A 14,730-nucleotide genomic window follows, 5' to 3' on the forward strand; every position below is an offset into this window, starting at 1 on the left:
TCCAACCTGTGTATCAAGCGTTTCCACTCGACTCATCGGAGGAATGCCGTTAAACATTCCTCATTTTTCCGGTTCGGTATTTTTTTCTTTTTCCTTGCTGTCGGGAATAACCGCGTCGGCAACGGCGCCAACCGCTTTAACAGTGACTTTGGCTGCGGTCGCAGCAGTAGTGACGACCGCATCGGCAACCGCTATGACAGCGCATCCTGTCAAATGCAGCAGGCATAGTAATGCGATAAACAATCGGGAAGTGGAAGACATAGCGATGGCATTATGACAGCATGTTGGGTTGGATGAAATGTGAAAGCCGGAGTTAGGCGGTTTTTCTGGGATTTATGCCGCTTTCCAACTTACGAACTGATTGCCATCGCTGATCCTGGATGACGTAGGCTTTCCATTTGCTGTGAACAACAATCAGATTCAACAAGGTGGCTAACGGCAGCTCAAACGTGCCACGAATTAGCGTCGGCTGGAATTATTTGCTCGATATCCACTGCACTTCCGATGGCGGCAAGAAACAGGAAGCTAACAAAGAAAGCGATAGCAAAAATCACCCGTAGCAGACCAATCTGCTCATGCGCAACAGTGAATCCATTATCTTTGTCCCAGCTGGTTATACCGTTCTTTGTCAATTTGTTATACGACATTATGAGAGTGATGAGACTGATAAGTGGAAATCCAATACCTAAACCGCACCACCAAACCTTAAAACTTCTTGAGAAAGCAGTTGAATAATCCGGTGTCTCTCCTGACGGTGGTATAAGGCGGATCTTGAAAAGCCACTTGCCGGGCGTTGTACCAGTTGTTGAAAGGAATAACGATTCGATGAACACCCAAGCAAAAAATACGCTAAACCCAAACAATTGATCAAATTGATCACTATTCTGCTCGCTGAGCGCGTCTGGATAGAGGAAGCTGATGACTATGCCACTCACGATGGAGATCAAGTAGAGGTCGAACATACGCGCCCAGTAGCGAACCCACGGGCGAATTTGGGCAACAGAAGCAGTAGCCTGTATTGGCATGGGCAAAGTAGTCGACAAAACTACATTGGGTTCTGGCACAGTTTTCTGATCCGTGGCTTCCAGAGGTGCTCCGCAATGCCTGCAAAACTTCGCATCATCTATTATTTCCTTGCCACATTGCGTACAAAACATCGAATTTCCCTTTGCTCCAATGCTATGATTAAAATCGCACGTTCAAAATAACGCAATATAGTACGTCATAAATGAAATCTAAAATATGGTAGTTTACGGCACTTTCTGATACTTCCAACTAATTGACCCATTTAGCTTTGTCATCATGCCAAATTTATTTCGTTCTTCAAGTTTGGGAACGTAACGCTATCGATGCATAGCCAATCTGATTTTCTCCAGCACGCGTAAAACCGTCTATTTTGGCGCTTCAATATTCAACTGCATAAAATCGCTGCTCACGGTTCCGGATTGCACGCCGGGATTCAGGCCGATACCGGCTGGGTGGATGAAGAAGCTCAATGGTTGGCGATTTTGTTGATGTTGGGGTTCGTTCTTCACCTCAACCTACGTGCTGCTCATTTAGGCGAACTCGATCCAGAATAAAACCTGCCACTTCTTCTGGGGTGAATCGTTGTAGATCAATGTAACCATCGTGTTCAAAAACGCCAGGAATTTCGGCATCATCAGACCTTACAAACATGATGGCGTGATCACTTTTATTGTTGATAATTCCACGGATTGCTCGCCACTCTATACCGCACCATTTTTTCTTTTCGTATTCTTTGGACAAGAACACAACGATCAAGTCGGAATTTTTAAGATAAACAGATTGAAGCAAACTATCCAAATTTGGCCTCGCCAATTGTGCTGTAAAATCGTCGTCGTAAAAAATTGAGCCTGCGGGCAAGGAACTTTTAAGGCGGTTTACTATTGTGAGAACACAGTCGCGAACCTCGCCGGGGAAAGAAAACGCAACTTTGAAGCTCAGCTCTTCGAGCTTACCGGTGCGACCAACGGGATTGATAAATCTCTCATCGATTAGACCCGCCGCGTGCAGTCGGCTGAATAAATCTTCATCTTTAACCGCCCAGTGCGTTCTATTCATTTCCCATTCGCCAATATCGAGAAGATTCACGATTGGCGCAATATCTGAGAATGGAATTGGCGGGATGTCAGTTTCGAAATCATATTCAATCATAATCGAGCGACTTCGCTCCTTGAGAGACCGAATATAACCGACTCGTACTGATTCTTTTTTTCCCTCATATGCAAACAGGCACGGAAACGACTTTAGAAGTTCAATGTGTTCGGACGTAAGTGTCTTGAGCAAGGTTTTTTCTTTGTCATTTGTATGCTCAAGGAATCTATCTCGTGTGTATTCATACGCGGGTAGTTCCCATGCGCCTTCATGTGCAGTTACAAGTAGGTTATACATTTACACGATGCCTCTTTGGAAATCTAACGTAAAGGTGAGGGGCGCGAGCGGCTACGCCGCGAAGCGTCCCTCTCGACCGATTGGTTGGGCTTATTTGGCAACCCTGATCTCGTAGAAGATGTCGTAAATATCGCCAAACACCCCTTTCTTTCTTAGGACGGGAACACGCGAAATAACTTCATACCTCTTGGCGTCATAATTGTTGTCTCGCAGCCATGTTTCTAGCCAGTCAATCCGTGTTCGTTCAGCTTCCTCCGACGTGAGCGGATACGCCGCATCGGCGAATGCCGTGAATTTGAAAAATTGAGCATTCGCATCGGTTCGTGTCGGCTCAAATTTTGTTACCGCCACACGGTCGAACGAAGCACAGCCCGCCATCATCCCAAGAAGCGCAGTGTAAACAAAAACGAGGGTAAGCTTGCGTATGGTCATGTGCGTTTATCTCGTGGCCCAACTAAAATTAAACATATTCAAAATAATTTAACTTGGTTTCCTAAATGAGAATGCTAGAGCATTCTTCTGTTTTGTTCATTAGGATATGATGATTATGTATTTTATACGGGCCTAAAAAAACACGGATGAGTAAATCTCCAAAACTGCTGGATCAAGTTCGCGAATGTATACGTGTAAAGCACTATTCTATTCGTACTGAAAATACCTATGTGGATTGGATAAAACGTTTTATTTTGTTTCATCACAAACGTCAACCCAAAGAGATGGGGAGTTCAGAAGTCGAAGCGTTTCTGACGTACCTTGACGTTGAACGTAATGTCCCCGCTTCTACTCAGGAGCAGGCCACAAGGCGGCCATATACGCCAGAATTATCCGCGCATTGCCCGTTTTATCCTCTCCAGCACCACCAAAACCGTTTTCCTCGGCGCCCCAATATTCAACCGCATGAACCCGCTGCCTTCCTGCCCGAATTGCACGCCCGGATTCAGGCCGACACCGGCTTTGTGGATAAAGAAGTGTTTCAGTTGCGCGTCGGTCATGTGCCACTCGCGGCAATCGAACCAGAGCAGGTAGGTGCCTTCGGCTTGGATCACGCGCATGTCCGGCAAATGTTCCGCGACGAAGTGTTCGACGCTGGTACGGGTGTCTTGCAGGTAATTCTGTAATGCGGTGAGCCAGGCTTCACCGTCGCGGTAGGCGGCTTCGAAGGCGGCGACGCTGAACGGGTTGGAGGCGCTGACGTGGAATTGGGTGAAGACTTGCGCGACAGCATGACGCACGGTTTTATCGGGGATGATCAGCGCGGATAGATTCAAGCCGGGGATATTGAAGGTTTTGCTTGGCGCGACGGCGGTGATCAGGTTGCTGTTATTGTTGACAATGGCAGCCAACACGTGGTGGCGGTGGCCGGGGTAGATCAAGTCGTGGTGGATTTCATCGGAAAACACGATCAGGTTGTGGCGGGTGGCGATTTGTTGCAGTTGCTGCAATTCTTCCGGCGACCACACGCGTCCGACCGGGTTGTGTGGCGAACACAGCAGCAGCAGTTTGGCTTGCCGGGCGCACTGTTCCAAATGGTCGAAGTCGATGGTGTAACGGCCATGGTCGTGGCGCAGCGGGTTTTGGATCAGCTTGCGGCCGGTTTGCGTGACGGCGGAGAAGAACGGGAAATACACCGGCGGTTGGACGATGACGGCTTCGCCGGGTTGGGTGAACGCCATCACAGCGGCGTTGATCGACGGCACCACGCCGGGGCACATAACGATCCAGTCGCGCTGTACCGCCCAGCCGTGCCGCCGTTGCAGCCAGCCGATCAGCGCGTCATACAGGTTATCGGGAAATACGGTGTAACCGTAGATCGGGTGTTGTGCGCGCTCAGTCAGCGCTCGTGTAACCGCGGGCGGGGCGGCGAAATCCATGTCCGCCACCCACGCCGGGATGACATCGGCTTTGCCGAACATGGTTTGCCGTCCATCGTATTTGACACTGTGAGTTCCTTCGCGATTGATTTCCCTGTCGAAATCGAACGCTTCGCTCAAGCGATACGCTCCCAGATGGTGACTTCCGCCAGCGTGTGCTGGAATTTGCGTTTGGTTTCGCGGATCACGAACGGCACGGCTTGCGGCCCTTGGATCAGACGGAAGTGCGGGCCGAGCATTTCTTTCAGGCCGTCGAGCGTGGTGAAGTTTTCACCGTCGCGCTTGAAGCCGCCGACCCACGCTTCTTTCTTGGTGTGTTCGGTGAGCCAGGTATACGGCGACGTGATCATCAGCAAACCGCCCATATTGATGCGCGTGTGAATGCTATTGAGCAGCTTGGCCGGATCGTATAACCGGTCGATCAGGTTGGCAGCGAGGATCAGGTCGTAGCCGGTGAAAATGGATTTTAAATTACAGGCATCGCCCTGGAAAAATTCGACCTTATGTTTGACGTGATCCAGGCCCAGGCCGGTTAATGTGCGTTCCTTGTACGACACCAGCTCGCCTTCGTCGGTCAGTGTGTAGCGCAAAACACCTTGCTGTGCGAGTTGCACACCCTGGCCGATGAAACGCGCGGAGAAATCGATACCGGTGACATGATCGAACACTGTGGCCAGCTCGAAGGTCGAGCGGCCGGAAGCACAGCCTAAATCCAGCGCGCTGCGTTTAGGCCGGTTACCCGTCGCGGCGATGGCGATATCCGCGAGTGCCTTGGAGAAATTGGGCACGTCAAAATACATATCGCCGTAATGAAACTCGGCGTATTCCGACAGCAATTTGTCAGTTTCGTAGTTGGAACCCGGCAGTGTGGCTGGTGCGTCCGACACGACATAGCGGAAACCCGCGTGCTGGAAGAAATGGCGACGGAAGGCGTAGCGCGAGCTGCGGATCGATTCGTTGCCACAAGCAATCCACGAACCGCCTTTAATCAGATTATGCTGATTATCGAACGTCGGCGTGGTGAAATCGTCGTACAACGGATGCACGTCGAATCCCTCGAACGGGTAGGTCGGCGTTTCGGTCCATTGCCAGACGTTACCGGTGATATCGAAAAACTCGCCTTGCGGGAATTCGGTGACCGGACAGCTCGACGCATAGTAATCCAGATGCAGATTGCCGCTGGCTTTTGCGTCCGGCGGTACTTCAGATAATTGCGCGGTATCGTACAGCCGGTACCATTCGTCCTCGGTCGGCAGCCGTACCGGTTGCTTGGTCGTTTCGGCTTTCCAGTTACAGAACGCTTTGGCTTCGTGATAATTGACTTCAACCGGCCAATCCCACGGCATCGGCACTTCCTCGGTCATCAGGCGCAAACACCAGTCATTGCCTTTCTTGATCCAAAAAGTGGGGTATTCGGCTTGGGTGAATTTTTGCCAGGCACGTCCTTCTTCCGGCCAGTAACTACCGGTGCGGTAGCCGCCGGCTTCGACAAACGCCAGAAATTCCTGATTACTGACCAAGTATTTGCTGGCTTGGAAAGCGGCAATATCGGCGCTGTGCATGCCATATTCGTTATCCCAGCCGTAATGCTGATGATTGGTTCTGGTTTTATGCAGCGTGACCGTTCCGGCGGCGACGTTGATTAAAGCATTCTGCGGCGCGGCGCCGGATGTGCGGCACGGCTGCCAATCCGGGTGCGGTTGCACGAAATGCAGCGCGTGCTGGCGGATCAGAACCGACGATGTTTCCAGGTGAATGCGTTCATGCTCGATCCCCATCACAATCGGCCACCACGAGCTTTCCCAGGTGATCGGCAAGGCCAGCGGCATCGTTGCGATCAGCTTGTCGACCATGGCGCGCATGGTTTTGCGGTACGCGCGCACTTCGCCGACCGTCGGCCAATCGTAGTGCGTGCTATCGAGATCGTCCCAGCTCATTTCGTCGACACCGACGGCGAAGATCGATTCCAGCCGGGGATTGATGCGTTCGGGGATCAGCCCGGCGAGAATCAATTTATTGACGAAAAATGTGGCGGTATGGCCGAGATAAAAAATCAGCGGGTGGCGCAGTGAGATCGGTTTTTTGTAATAGGCCTCGTCAGTGCGCAGCGTTTCAAAGAGTTGTTCGTAACGATCCAGCGTGTTGTGAAAATAAGCGCGGATTTCTTCACGTTTCAGGTTGATGTCATCGCCGTCCAGTAGCGGTGTTCTTTGGAATAAGGTTTGTAGCATAGGGGTAATGTTTAGCAGTTTACTAGGTTATTAACCGCTATTATAACGCCTCGCGCTTTTCAAGCCATACTTTAACCGGGATAAATGTCATTAAACATTGATATTAGGTGCAAAAGATTACAAGAAATTTAGAAAAATGACTTGTTTTAAGGACTAAATTATAAACAATTTCTCGTTCCGGACGGCTAATCGCTGATGGAAGGGCCGTATGCGCCGCTCACCAAGCGCTGCGTATCGTTCTTGAATGCCAGTAATTCCTCAGTGGGTTGAATCCGCCTGGATAGTGCAGCTGAACCCGGTGCTGCGGATTTACAGCGTAACAACAGACAAATATTCCGGAATAGTTGCCGTCCAATTGAGTTTCTGCTGAATGGCAGCGGCTAAGGCGGTGGAGTTGCTGAGTTCGCCGTGCACCACAAAAATATTTTCCGGCGCTTTTTCGAAGTGGCCCAGCCAATTGAGCAGATCGGCCTGATCGGCATGGGCTGAGAGTCCGCCGATTGTATAAATGGCAGCTTTGACGCGAATATCCTGACCAAAAATTTTAACTAGTTTTGCGCCGTCGACAAGCCGCCTACCCAATGTTCTTTCCGCTTGGAATCCGGTAATCAGGATGCTGCATTCGGCGCGGTCAAGATTGTATTTCAAGTGATGCTTGATACGGCCGGCATCGCACATGCCGCTGGCTGAAATGATGATAATGCCGTGCTTGATGTGATTGAGCTGCATGGATTCTTCGATATCCTGCACAAAATGAATGCGTGGTTTTTGCACATTCTGATTCATCCAGTGCAGCGCATCGGAAGCTTCCGCGTCGAGCAATGCCAGATGTTTCAGCGTGATTTCCGTTGCCGCCCGCGCCATCGGCGAATCGACATAAATCGCCATTTCGCCCAGTTTGCCCTGGCGGTACAAGTCAATCAGCAAAAACAACAAATCCTGCGTCCGCCCGACGGTAAAAGCCGGAATGATGACATTGCCGCCTTTATGCACGAGCGTGTTGTTAATGGCATAAACGAGCTCCTCGATGGTATCCGGCATGTTGCGGTGCAGGCGATTGCCATAAGTGGATTCGATCAGCAGGATATCCGCCTGGCGGATGAAAGCCGGATCGCGCACAATCGGATGGCCGGGTGTCCCCAGATCGCCGGAGAACACAATTTTCTTGGTGCCGGTCTGTTTTTTGACCCACAACTCGATGATAGCGGAACCGAGAATATGACCGGCTTCACGGAAACAACAGCGTATCGACGGATGCGGATTGAGTTCGGTATTGTAATCGACGCGCTGCAATTGCTTTAACAGTGCTTCCGCCTGCGCTACGGTATACAGCGGTGCAAGCTCCTGAGTGGATTGACCGCGGCGGCGCGATTGATTGCGCCATTCGATTTCTTTTTCCTGAATGTACGCACTATCTTTCAACATTACCTGCAATAAATCCGCCGTTGCCGCAGTGCAATAAACCGGACCGCGAAAACCCCACGCGCTCAACCGCGGCAATAAACCGGAATGATCGATATGTGCATGCGTCAGCAAGACAAAATCGATGGTTTTGGGATCGTATTTAAAAGCCGTGCGGTTTTTCTTGTCGGCTTCGCGTCCACCCTGAAACATGCCGCAATCGACCAAAAAACGAACCGATCCGGTTTCGATCAGATAGCTGGAGCCGGTTACTTCGCCTGCTGCGCCTAAAAATGTCAGTTGCATCGCATTTACTCGCTGTTATGAAGTTAGAGCGTATTCAGCACGTGCAACGTGCCGTCGACCAGTAAATTCATTTCCTGCTCGTTAATAATATAAGGCGGCATGAAATAAATGGTTTTCCCCAGAGGGCGCAACACTAATTGTTGCTTCAATCCGGCTTGAAAGCACTGCGCGGCAAAATCGACATCATCCGTTTCGACCTCGAACGCCCAGATCATGCCGCAATTACGGAAATTCCACACTTTGGGATGAGCCGCTAACGGTGCTGCAATGCGATTCAGGTACGCGGCCTTATGTTTGTTTGCTGTAATAACCTGGTCTTGTTCAAAAATATCCAGAGAAGCCAAAGCGGCGCGGCATGCCAGCGCGTTGCCGGTGTGCGAATGCGAATGCAAAAAAGCGCGTGCGGTTTTGTCATCGTAAAAAGCCTGAAAAACAACATCGGTCGTCATTACGACGGAAAGCGGCAAGTAGCCGCCGCTCAATCCTTTCGACAAACATAAGAAATCCGGCGCGATATTTGCCTGGTTACAAGCAAACAGGGTTCCGGTACGGCCAAAACCGACCGCGATTTCATCGGCGATCAAATGCACTTGATAGCGGTCGCAAATTTCTCGGGCGCATTGTAAATAAATGGGATGGTACATGCCCATTCCCGCCGCGCCTTGAACCAGCGGTTCAAGAATGAGCGCAGCTGTTTGCGCATGATGTTCCGCCAGATAGTGTTCCAATGCCGCAGCGGCGCGGAGCGCGTAAGCTTCAGCGGATTCGCCTGCTGCCGCGTAGCGCCAGTCCGGTGTGGGGACATGGGTGCAGGGTCTGAGCAATGGCGCATACGTTTCGCGAAAAATGGCTACATCGGTGACGGATAACGCGCCGAGGGTTTCGCCGTGATAATCATTTTGCAGGCTGATAAAACCGTTTTTTTGCGGCTGCCCGTTCAAAAGCCAGTAGTGAAAACTCATTTTTAAGGCGATCTCAATCGCCGATGCGCCGTCGCTGGCATAAAAACAATGTCCGAGCGAACCGGGTGCGATGCGTTTGAGCCGCTCCGATAGTGCGACGACCGGTTCATGGGTAAAGCCCGCCAGCATGACATGCTCGATTTTTTCCAATTGGTCGCGGATCGCGGCATTAATGACCGGATTGGCATGACCGAACAAATTGACCCACCAAGAACCGATCGCATCCAGATAGCGGTTACCGTCGGCATCGTATAACCATGCGCCTTTGCCGCTGACAATAGGAACGAGCGGATAGGTCTCGTGCTGTTTCATTTGCGTGCAGGGGTGCCATACGGCGGCAAGGCTTCTGTGCTGGAGTTGTGTTGAAGATGAATTGGCCATGTAATTGCGAAACCGGATAGTAAGAATCTCAGAAGATAGTTGTAATTTGTTGTTGTGTCCGGTCATTGTAGACTATGAATCGCCATTTTTCAGGGCTTTTGACCTGGTATAGAATCCTTGGTACATTCAAACCTTCAAACCATTTTGCTTATTTTGCCTGCATGTACTCCAGTATTGATTCCGGTTTAACCGATTTGCTGCCCGATAATGATCCGCAACGTATTTTGTTGCACAACGAGGTGCATGCCCGCCCCAGTCAACGCATCCGCTTGCCTGCACTGGTGGTGTATGTAGTGGTCATTAACGAAGGCATCACGCGCGAACAAGAATGCGAACATTTGCGCCGTCTTCCCGGCCAGCAAACGCTGATGCTCGAACAGTTGCAAAATAATTTTCTGCGGCTGCGCTTGCAAGGCTATACCGTGCGCTGGGAGCGTCACAGCGAATTTACACGCTATTCAGTGGTGCAGAATTTACCCGAAACCGCGCAATTGGGGGCGACCGATCCGGAATTACTTTCTTATGTGACGTTACCGCGCGATTGGCTGGCTGAAATTCCTGGCCGCACGTTTGCTGCGGTCAAACTGGCGATGGTCTGTGGCGATCTGAATCAACCTGAAGAATTGCTGTTGCAGGCTCGCAAATGGCTGGGGGGAAATCCTGTGGTGGCGTCGCTGATCGGCAGAGAACGGCATTCCCTGGCAGTCACGGATTTCATGTTGCGTCATAGCGGCTTTGAACGCATGCTGGTGATTATGCCAGCGGGTTCTTCCGAAACGCGTGCCGGGCGAGTTTCGCAGCGTTTGCTCGAAATCGAAACTTACCGCTTGATGGCATTGCGTGGTTTGCCGGTTGCCAAACGGCTGTTTCCTGAGTTGACCAGCGCGGAACAGCAGTTGGCGGATATCACGGCGCGGCTGGAAAATAAAGCGGCGTCCGATCAGGAATTGCTCGATACGTTGATTGCGTTAGCCGCGCGGATTGAACGTGCGACAGTTCAACACGCGTATCGCTTTGCCGCGACACAAGCATATAACAAGCTGGTGACGCAACGCATCGCCGAACTCCGGGAGCAAGCGATACCGGGCACTCAGACGATTGGCGAATTCATGCAACGGCGGTTGTCTCCGGCGATTGCGACAGTTGAAGCGACTGTGCAGCGCATGAGTTATCTTTCCGCGCGCGTTTCACGCGCCAGTGCTTTGTTGCGTACTCGCGTTGATATTTTGACTGAAGCACAGAATCAGCAATTGCTGGAAAAACTGACGCGCGGTCAAGAGCTCCAGCTGCGGCTGCAAAGCACGGTGGAAGGTTTGTCGATTGCGGCGATTTCGTATTATGTGGTCAGTTTATTGCTGTATCTGGCTAAAGCTGGCAAGGCGGCGGGTTTGCCGGTTCATCCTGAACTGGCTGCCGGGGTGATGATTCCGGTTGTGCTCTGGGCGGTATGGCGGGCTACACGGCGCATTCACGATAAGTTTTTTAAACTGCATTGAGATAAGTAAACAGGCTTGAAAAAAACCTCGACGGGTGATTCTCCAGCCTGTTTTATGAACGGACAACGCTGCAAATGTTATTGCAGATAGCGCTCGAATGGATACAATGGGTTGATCCCTCTTCCTTCAGCGCCTACCGCAGGTACCGTGAAATATTCATCCGCCGCGAAGTTATCGCTCAGCGGGTGAGTTGCCGTGATCAGCACATTATTTCCCGCATGGCCGTGTGGAACGGCCAATTCCGGATGATCAAAAGGTGCTTTCTCATAGCGCACACGATCATCTGTCAGGCTTTTCAGAAAATTCACCAAGTCTTCACGGCTTTCCGGTGACAATTGCAAATCAACTTGTGAAAAAACTTTGCCGAATTCTTTCGGCGGTACTTCAAAATTACCGCCCCGGATATAAAATTCCAACACTTCTTCTAATGAAGCCATACCGCCGTTATGCATGTAAGGTCCCGTTAGTTCGATGTTTCTTAGTGTTGGGATTTTAAATGTGCCCGCAGCGGCGCTTAAAAAACGTTTCCTCTTAGCTTTTTTCAGTTCCGCGGCAGCTGCATCAACTGTCGGGATAAATGCACCTGCCGGATTGAAACAATCCGTAGCATCCTGTGTTTGTTTTTGTATGCCATCCGCGCGGGTAAATAGCAGCGGATGCGGCTTATCGCGATCCAGTGCAATGGCTGTATCAAAATCGCATGCGCGCACATCGGCAACATAAGGATCGATAATTCCCGCTTTATTGCCGGCCAAAAGCTGCATGTATTGATCGGCGAACGATAGGGGATTTCCAAAGGGATCGACGCCACCTAAACCGATATCGTTTTCTACGGGCGTGACGCCGGTTCCGGAAAAGCCGGTATCCTGAAACATCATGCCGCCGGTCAGCGATAAATAGGTCACAACGTTCGTGGTACTGATGCGGAAAGAGGAGTTGCCGAATGCATGCGGGTTGATTTTTTGCAAAATGCCATTCGTCACGACAGCGGATGAGGTGAAGTTCGGGCCAATATGGCAGAGTGCGCAATGTGAATCACGAAAAACATCCAACCCACGCAGCGCCGATTCGCTGAGTTCAGTCGGCATGCCATGTTCATCAACAGCACTTTGGTCAAAAGGTGAATCGTCTGAAATCAGTGTCGATTCATACATTTGAATAGCAAGCGCAAAGAATAGGGCAAAGTTGGCCTCTATCTGCCGGTAAGGCAAATTGTGCGTTGCCGAGGCGGGCGAGGGAGAGCCAAACAAACCAACATCGGTATGTTTCCAGTATTTGGAATTAAATGCATCCATGACCAACCGGTAATAACGCGTATTCAAACCTTTCTGCAAGTTATTATTGGTGCTGTATGCCAATGGGCCGAGAACGCTATCGTTCCAGTGAACGCGTTGATGTTCCAGTGGTTTACGGTTTAATAATTTACGGCCCAGATCGGCGAAAGTGCGGCCATGACAACTCATTTCAAAGTTATCCAATGGAGGAGCGACGGCTAGAGATGCAAGCGAGGAATTGATCAGTCTTAACCGTTGTTTGGTGACTGTGCCGTCGCTATTTTTCACCCAAACACCGGCATCCGGGTCGCGATCCCCCCAAGGGCTGCTGCCGTTAAATATGTTGTTGGCGCGGCCGTCCCAAAAACTGCGAAAATTGAAAACTGAATTGATGATGGTTGGTGTATTACGCGGTTCAACCTTGCGAGTGCTTTTTGCGCCGGCATGAAATACCGGATCGGTGCTGCGTTCGCATTCATCGTTTTTTTCCTGAAACCATTCGACATCGCGATAGTCGCCACCGAAAGTGCCCGAGGACGATACCACGTCATTGTTGACATAAATAGGTTCACCGGTGGGGCTCATCGGATCGCTGGTTTGGAAAAAAGGAAAATCGGTCTTTTTGAGTTTACTATTCGGTCCGCGAGGGGTTCCGTCGTTTGCCAGCGAAAATTCCTTCGGTAGTGTGCTGTTTCTACCGGCCGGTGCAATTTGATTTTTTGTGCGGCGGTCCGCGCCCGCATGATAATGGCAAGTGGCACAAGCGATACCGTCGCTTCCCACATTAACATCCCAGAATAAAGCTTTGCCCAATGCGATTGCTTTGTTCTTATTGATAATAATCGGATCAGGGCCATCCAGTAAGCCGGGTACTTCGGGAACCGGCGCGCCTTTCAGAGACATGGGAATAGGCCCGAATCCATCAGCTCGCGACACTGAAACGATGCAAATAGTAAGGCAAGCTATCCGGACTAAGGTAATAATGGTGTTTTTTATATTGATTATCATGATATTACTCCTCATGCGCCCTGCAATTCAGTATGTGCGCTATGGTGTGTTATGGAACATCAGAACGATTTACATGTTTGAGGCGCTCACGATTGTGTTCATCACGAGCTGCGCTTAAGCTGCGTGAAATTTAGTTATGACTGGATTGATTTTTTTGGTAAGAACGGAGGGTTCTGTAAAAACCCTCCGTAACTGCTTATCGATACATCATGCGATGATTAAGCTGCGGCTTCGCATGATTCTGACGGTGATCTTCTCAGACGCCAGCCAACTAAACCCAGACCCACGAGCAGCATCGCCCAGGTTTCTGCTTCCGGTACTGCGCTAACTGTCAATGCAAACGCTCCACCTGCTGAAGCATGGTTGGTGCCGCCGACATATACAGCGTACCAGCCTGAGGCTAAGTCATTGAATGTTAGCGTTGCTATGTTTGCACTGGTGCTGCCGGTTACCCCGTTTTCAAATGTGTTGGTTACGCTCACATCATGCGCGCCGGTAAAAATGGTTTCGCCCCAACCTGTGTCGGCTGCAGTGAATGCAGCCGGACCTGAAACTGCATATCCAAGGGTTTCGATGGCATTACCGCCTTGGCCGTTGGCCATCCACAGCGTGCCTGCATCGCCGATTGCACCGGTAGCGTTCAGTGAGTGCGGCGTGCCAAATCCTGCGGCGCTGATTTCTGAACCAAAGCCTTCGGTGCCACCATCAAATTTCGCCGCGCCGGTTGCCCACACGGTCAAACCTGGAGCAAATCCAGCAGCTCCGGAAACGGTTACGCTCACATCCGCCAAATTGGTATTTTGAAAAACAAACCAATCTCCGGTATGCGCCCAAGCAGAGAAATTCAGATTTGGATTGCCTGTGTATGCGCTTTTCAAGCCGCTTTCATTGGCTGTAATGGTTTCACCCAGACTCACGACATTATCACTGCCGACCCAGCCTTTGGGTGATACAGCATCGGCTGCATGGACATGGCTACTTGCCAATGCTGCAAGCGAAATAATGACGGCTGAAGCCAGTGTACTTGTTTTCTTATGATATGATTTTAATTGCATTTCTTTTCTCCAAAACGATACTATTTAAAGGTTTTGCGGCGCTGCCGGTTGCTTGTAGAATTGAGAAGAAACAACAACTGTGCGGCGCTTCTTTTTGAGCGATGATCTGAAACCTGTGCGGTAATTTCACACTGTTTGTTTCAGCTACTCCCCATACTCACGGGAGGCAACCCGGCCATCTCACATTGGTAAGATTCAAATGAGATCCGCTGGCTTTCCGTGCCTGTCTAGCGGCAAGCGTGGCTTTGTCTGGTATCTGTCTCAATAAATTACGTTTTTATAGTTTATGGGAAAATTCTGATAAAACAATGCGACAAATTGTCGCTGCGGCAA

The 14,730-nt window shown here is 50.5% G+C and carries 13 protein-coding genes, 1 pseudogene and 1 riboswitch; of the genes and pseudogenes, 2 read left to right on the forward strand and 12 right to left on the reverse strand.

Translation table 11 applies throughout. From position 1 onward, the window contains the following. Positions 1–60: 60 nt before the first annotated feature. The 5 genes from R2083_RS06770 to R2083_RS06790 all read right to left on the reverse strand — a co-directional run bounded on the left by R2083_RS06770 (position 61) and on the right by R2083_RS06790 (position 2,844). Positions 61–261 (reverse strand): NF038104 family lipoprotein, encoded by a 201-nt coding sequence (locus R2083_RS06770; RefSeq protein WP_317537955.1) that lies wholly within the window; start codon positions 259–261, stop codon positions 61–63. Positions 262–443: 182 nt separating this feature from the next. Further along, positions 444–1,157, reverse strand: coding sequence for an RDD family protein (locus R2083_RS06775; protein ID WP_317530786.1), 714 nt, complete (start codon positions 1,155–1,157; stop codon positions 444–446). 234 nt (positions 1,158–1,391) lie between these two features. Further along, complete coding sequence (locus R2083_RS06780; RefSeq protein ID WP_317530785.1) at positions 1,392–1,535, reverse strand: hypothetical protein; 144 nt, start codon at positions 1,533–1,535, stop codon at positions 1,392–1,394. Between the two features lies 1 nt (position 1,536). Then, on the reverse strand, positions 1,537–2,412 hold the full coding sequence (locus R2083_RS06785) for a TIR domain-containing protein (protein WP_317530784.1): 876 nt from the start codon (positions 2,410–2,412) through the stop codon (positions 1,537–1,539). 90 nt (positions 2,413–2,502) lie between these two features. Next, positions 2,503–2,844: a hypothetical protein gene (locus R2083_RS06790; RefSeq protein WP_317530783.1), complete on the reverse strand. Its 342-nt coding sequence runs from the start codon at positions 2,842–2,844 to the stop codon at positions 2,503–2,505. Positions 2,845–2,990: 146 nt separating this feature from the next. On the opposite strand from R2083_RS06790, the pseudogene R2083_RS06795 reads away from it, so the two are divergent. Then, positions 2,991–3,200, forward strand: a pseudogene (locus tag R2083_RS06795) (phage integrase N-terminal SAM-like domain-containing protein); the annotation flags it as partial. Positions 3,201–3,233: 33 nt separating this feature from the next. Here R2083_RS06795 and R2083_RS06800 read toward each other — a convergent pair. From R2083_RS06800 to bioA, 5 genes are all read right to left on the reverse strand, one after another. Beyond that, entirely contained in the window at positions 3,234–4,403 is a 1,170-nt protein-coding gene (locus R2083_RS06800) for a pyridoxal phosphate-dependent aminotransferase (protein ID WP_317530782.1), read from the reverse strand. Continuing rightward, a complete protein-coding gene (gene ovoA / locus R2083_RS06805; RefSeq protein ID WP_317530781.1) occupies positions 4,400–6,514 on the reverse strand; it encodes a 5-histidylcysteine sulfoxide synthase in 2,115 nt (704 codons plus the stop codon). Before ovoA ends, R2083_RS06800 begins: the two co-directional genes overlap by 4 nt. 185 nt (positions 6,515–6,699) lie before the next feature. Next, positions 6,700–6,837: a hypothetical protein gene (locus R2083_RS06810; RefSeq protein ID WP_317530780.1), complete on the reverse strand. Its 138-nt coding sequence runs from the start codon at positions 6,835–6,837 to the stop codon at positions 6,700–6,702. Next, positions 6,824–8,221: an MBL fold metallo-hydrolase gene (locus tag R2083_RS06815; protein ID WP_317530779.1), complete on the reverse strand. Its 1,398-nt coding sequence runs from the start codon at positions 8,219–8,221 to the stop codon at positions 6,824–6,826. The genes R2083_RS06810 and R2083_RS06815 overlap by 14 nt, the downstream gene beginning before the upstream one ends. Before the next feature lie 23 nt (positions 8,222–8,244). Next, complete coding sequence (gene bioA, locus R2083_RS06820) at positions 8,245–9,564, reverse strand: adenosylmethionine--8-amino-7-oxononanoate transaminase (protein WP_317530778.1); 1,320 nt, start codon at positions 9,562–9,564, stop codon at positions 8,245–8,247. Positions 9,565–9,725: 161 nt separating this feature from the next. On the opposite strand from bioA, the gene R2083_RS06825 reads away from it, so the two are divergent. Beyond that, positions 9,726–11,060 carry a DUF3422 domain-containing protein gene (locus R2083_RS06825; protein WP_317530777.1) on the forward strand — a complete coding sequence of 445 codons (1,335 nt, stop codon included), beginning with the start codon at positions 9,726–9,728 and terminating at the stop codon, positions 11,058–11,060. A gap of 77 nt (positions 11,061–11,137) precedes the next feature. On the opposite strand, the gene R2083_RS06830 is transcribed toward R2083_RS06825, so the two are convergent. After that, positions 11,138–13,342: a cytochrome-c peroxidase gene (locus R2083_RS06830; RefSeq protein WP_317530776.1), complete on the reverse strand. Its 2,205-nt coding sequence runs from the start codon at positions 13,340–13,342 to the stop codon at positions 11,138–11,140. Positions 13,343–13,560: 218 nt separating this feature from the next. Further along, entirely contained in the window at positions 13,561–14,397 is an 837-nt protein-coding gene (locus tag R2083_RS06835) for an FxDxF family PEP-CTERM protein (RefSeq protein WP_317530775.1), read from the reverse strand. A 162-nt stretch (positions 14,398–14,559) separates the two neighbouring features. Continuing rightward, positions 14,560–14,651, reverse strand: a riboswitch (cyclic di-GMP riboswitch). Positions 14,652–14,730 lie beyond the last annotated feature (79 nt).

The organism is Nitrosomonas sp. Is35, assembly GCF_033063295.1.
Lineage (GTDB): Bacteria > Pseudomonadota > Gammaproteobacteria > Burkholderiales > Nitrosomonadaceae > Nitrosomonas.

Coding starts and splice junctions, on each gene's coding strand:
- R2083_RS06770 (WP_317537955.1), bottom strand. CDS start 261: ATGTCTTCCACTTCCCGATTGTTTATCGCATTACTATGCCTGCTGCAT.
- R2083_RS06775 (WP_317530786.1), bottom strand. CDS start 1,157: ATGTTTTGTACGCAATGTGGCAAGGAAATAATAGATGATGCGAAGTTT.
- R2083_RS06785 (WP_317530784.1), bottom strand. CDS start 2,412: ATGTATAACCTACTTGTAACTGCACATGAAGGCGCATGGGAACTACCC.
- R2083_RS06790 (WP_317530783.1), bottom strand. CDS start 2,844: ATGACCATACGCAAGCTTACCCTCGTTTTTGTTTACACTGCGCTTCTT.
- ovoA (WP_317530781.1), bottom strand. CDS start 6,514: ATGCTACAAACCTTATTCCAAAGAACACCGCTACTGGACGGCGATGAC.
- R2083_RS06815 (WP_317530779.1), bottom strand. CDS start 8,221: ATGCAACTGACATTTTTAGGCGCAGCAGGCGAAGTAACCGGCTCCAGC.
- bioA (WP_317530778.1), bottom strand. CDS start 9,564: ATGGCCAATTCATCTTCAACACAACTCCAGCACAGAAGCCTTGCCGCC.
- R2083_RS06825 (WP_317530777.1), top strand. CDS start 9,726: ATGTACTCCAGTATTGATTCCGGTTTAACCGATTTGCTGCCCGATAAT.
- R2083_RS06830 (WP_317530776.1), bottom strand. CDS start 13,342: ATGATAATCAATATAAAAAACACCATTATTACCTTAGTCCGGATAGCT.
- R2083_RS06835 (WP_317530775.1), bottom strand. CDS start 14,397: ATGCAATTAAAATCATATCATAAGAAAACAAGTACACTGGCTTCAGCC.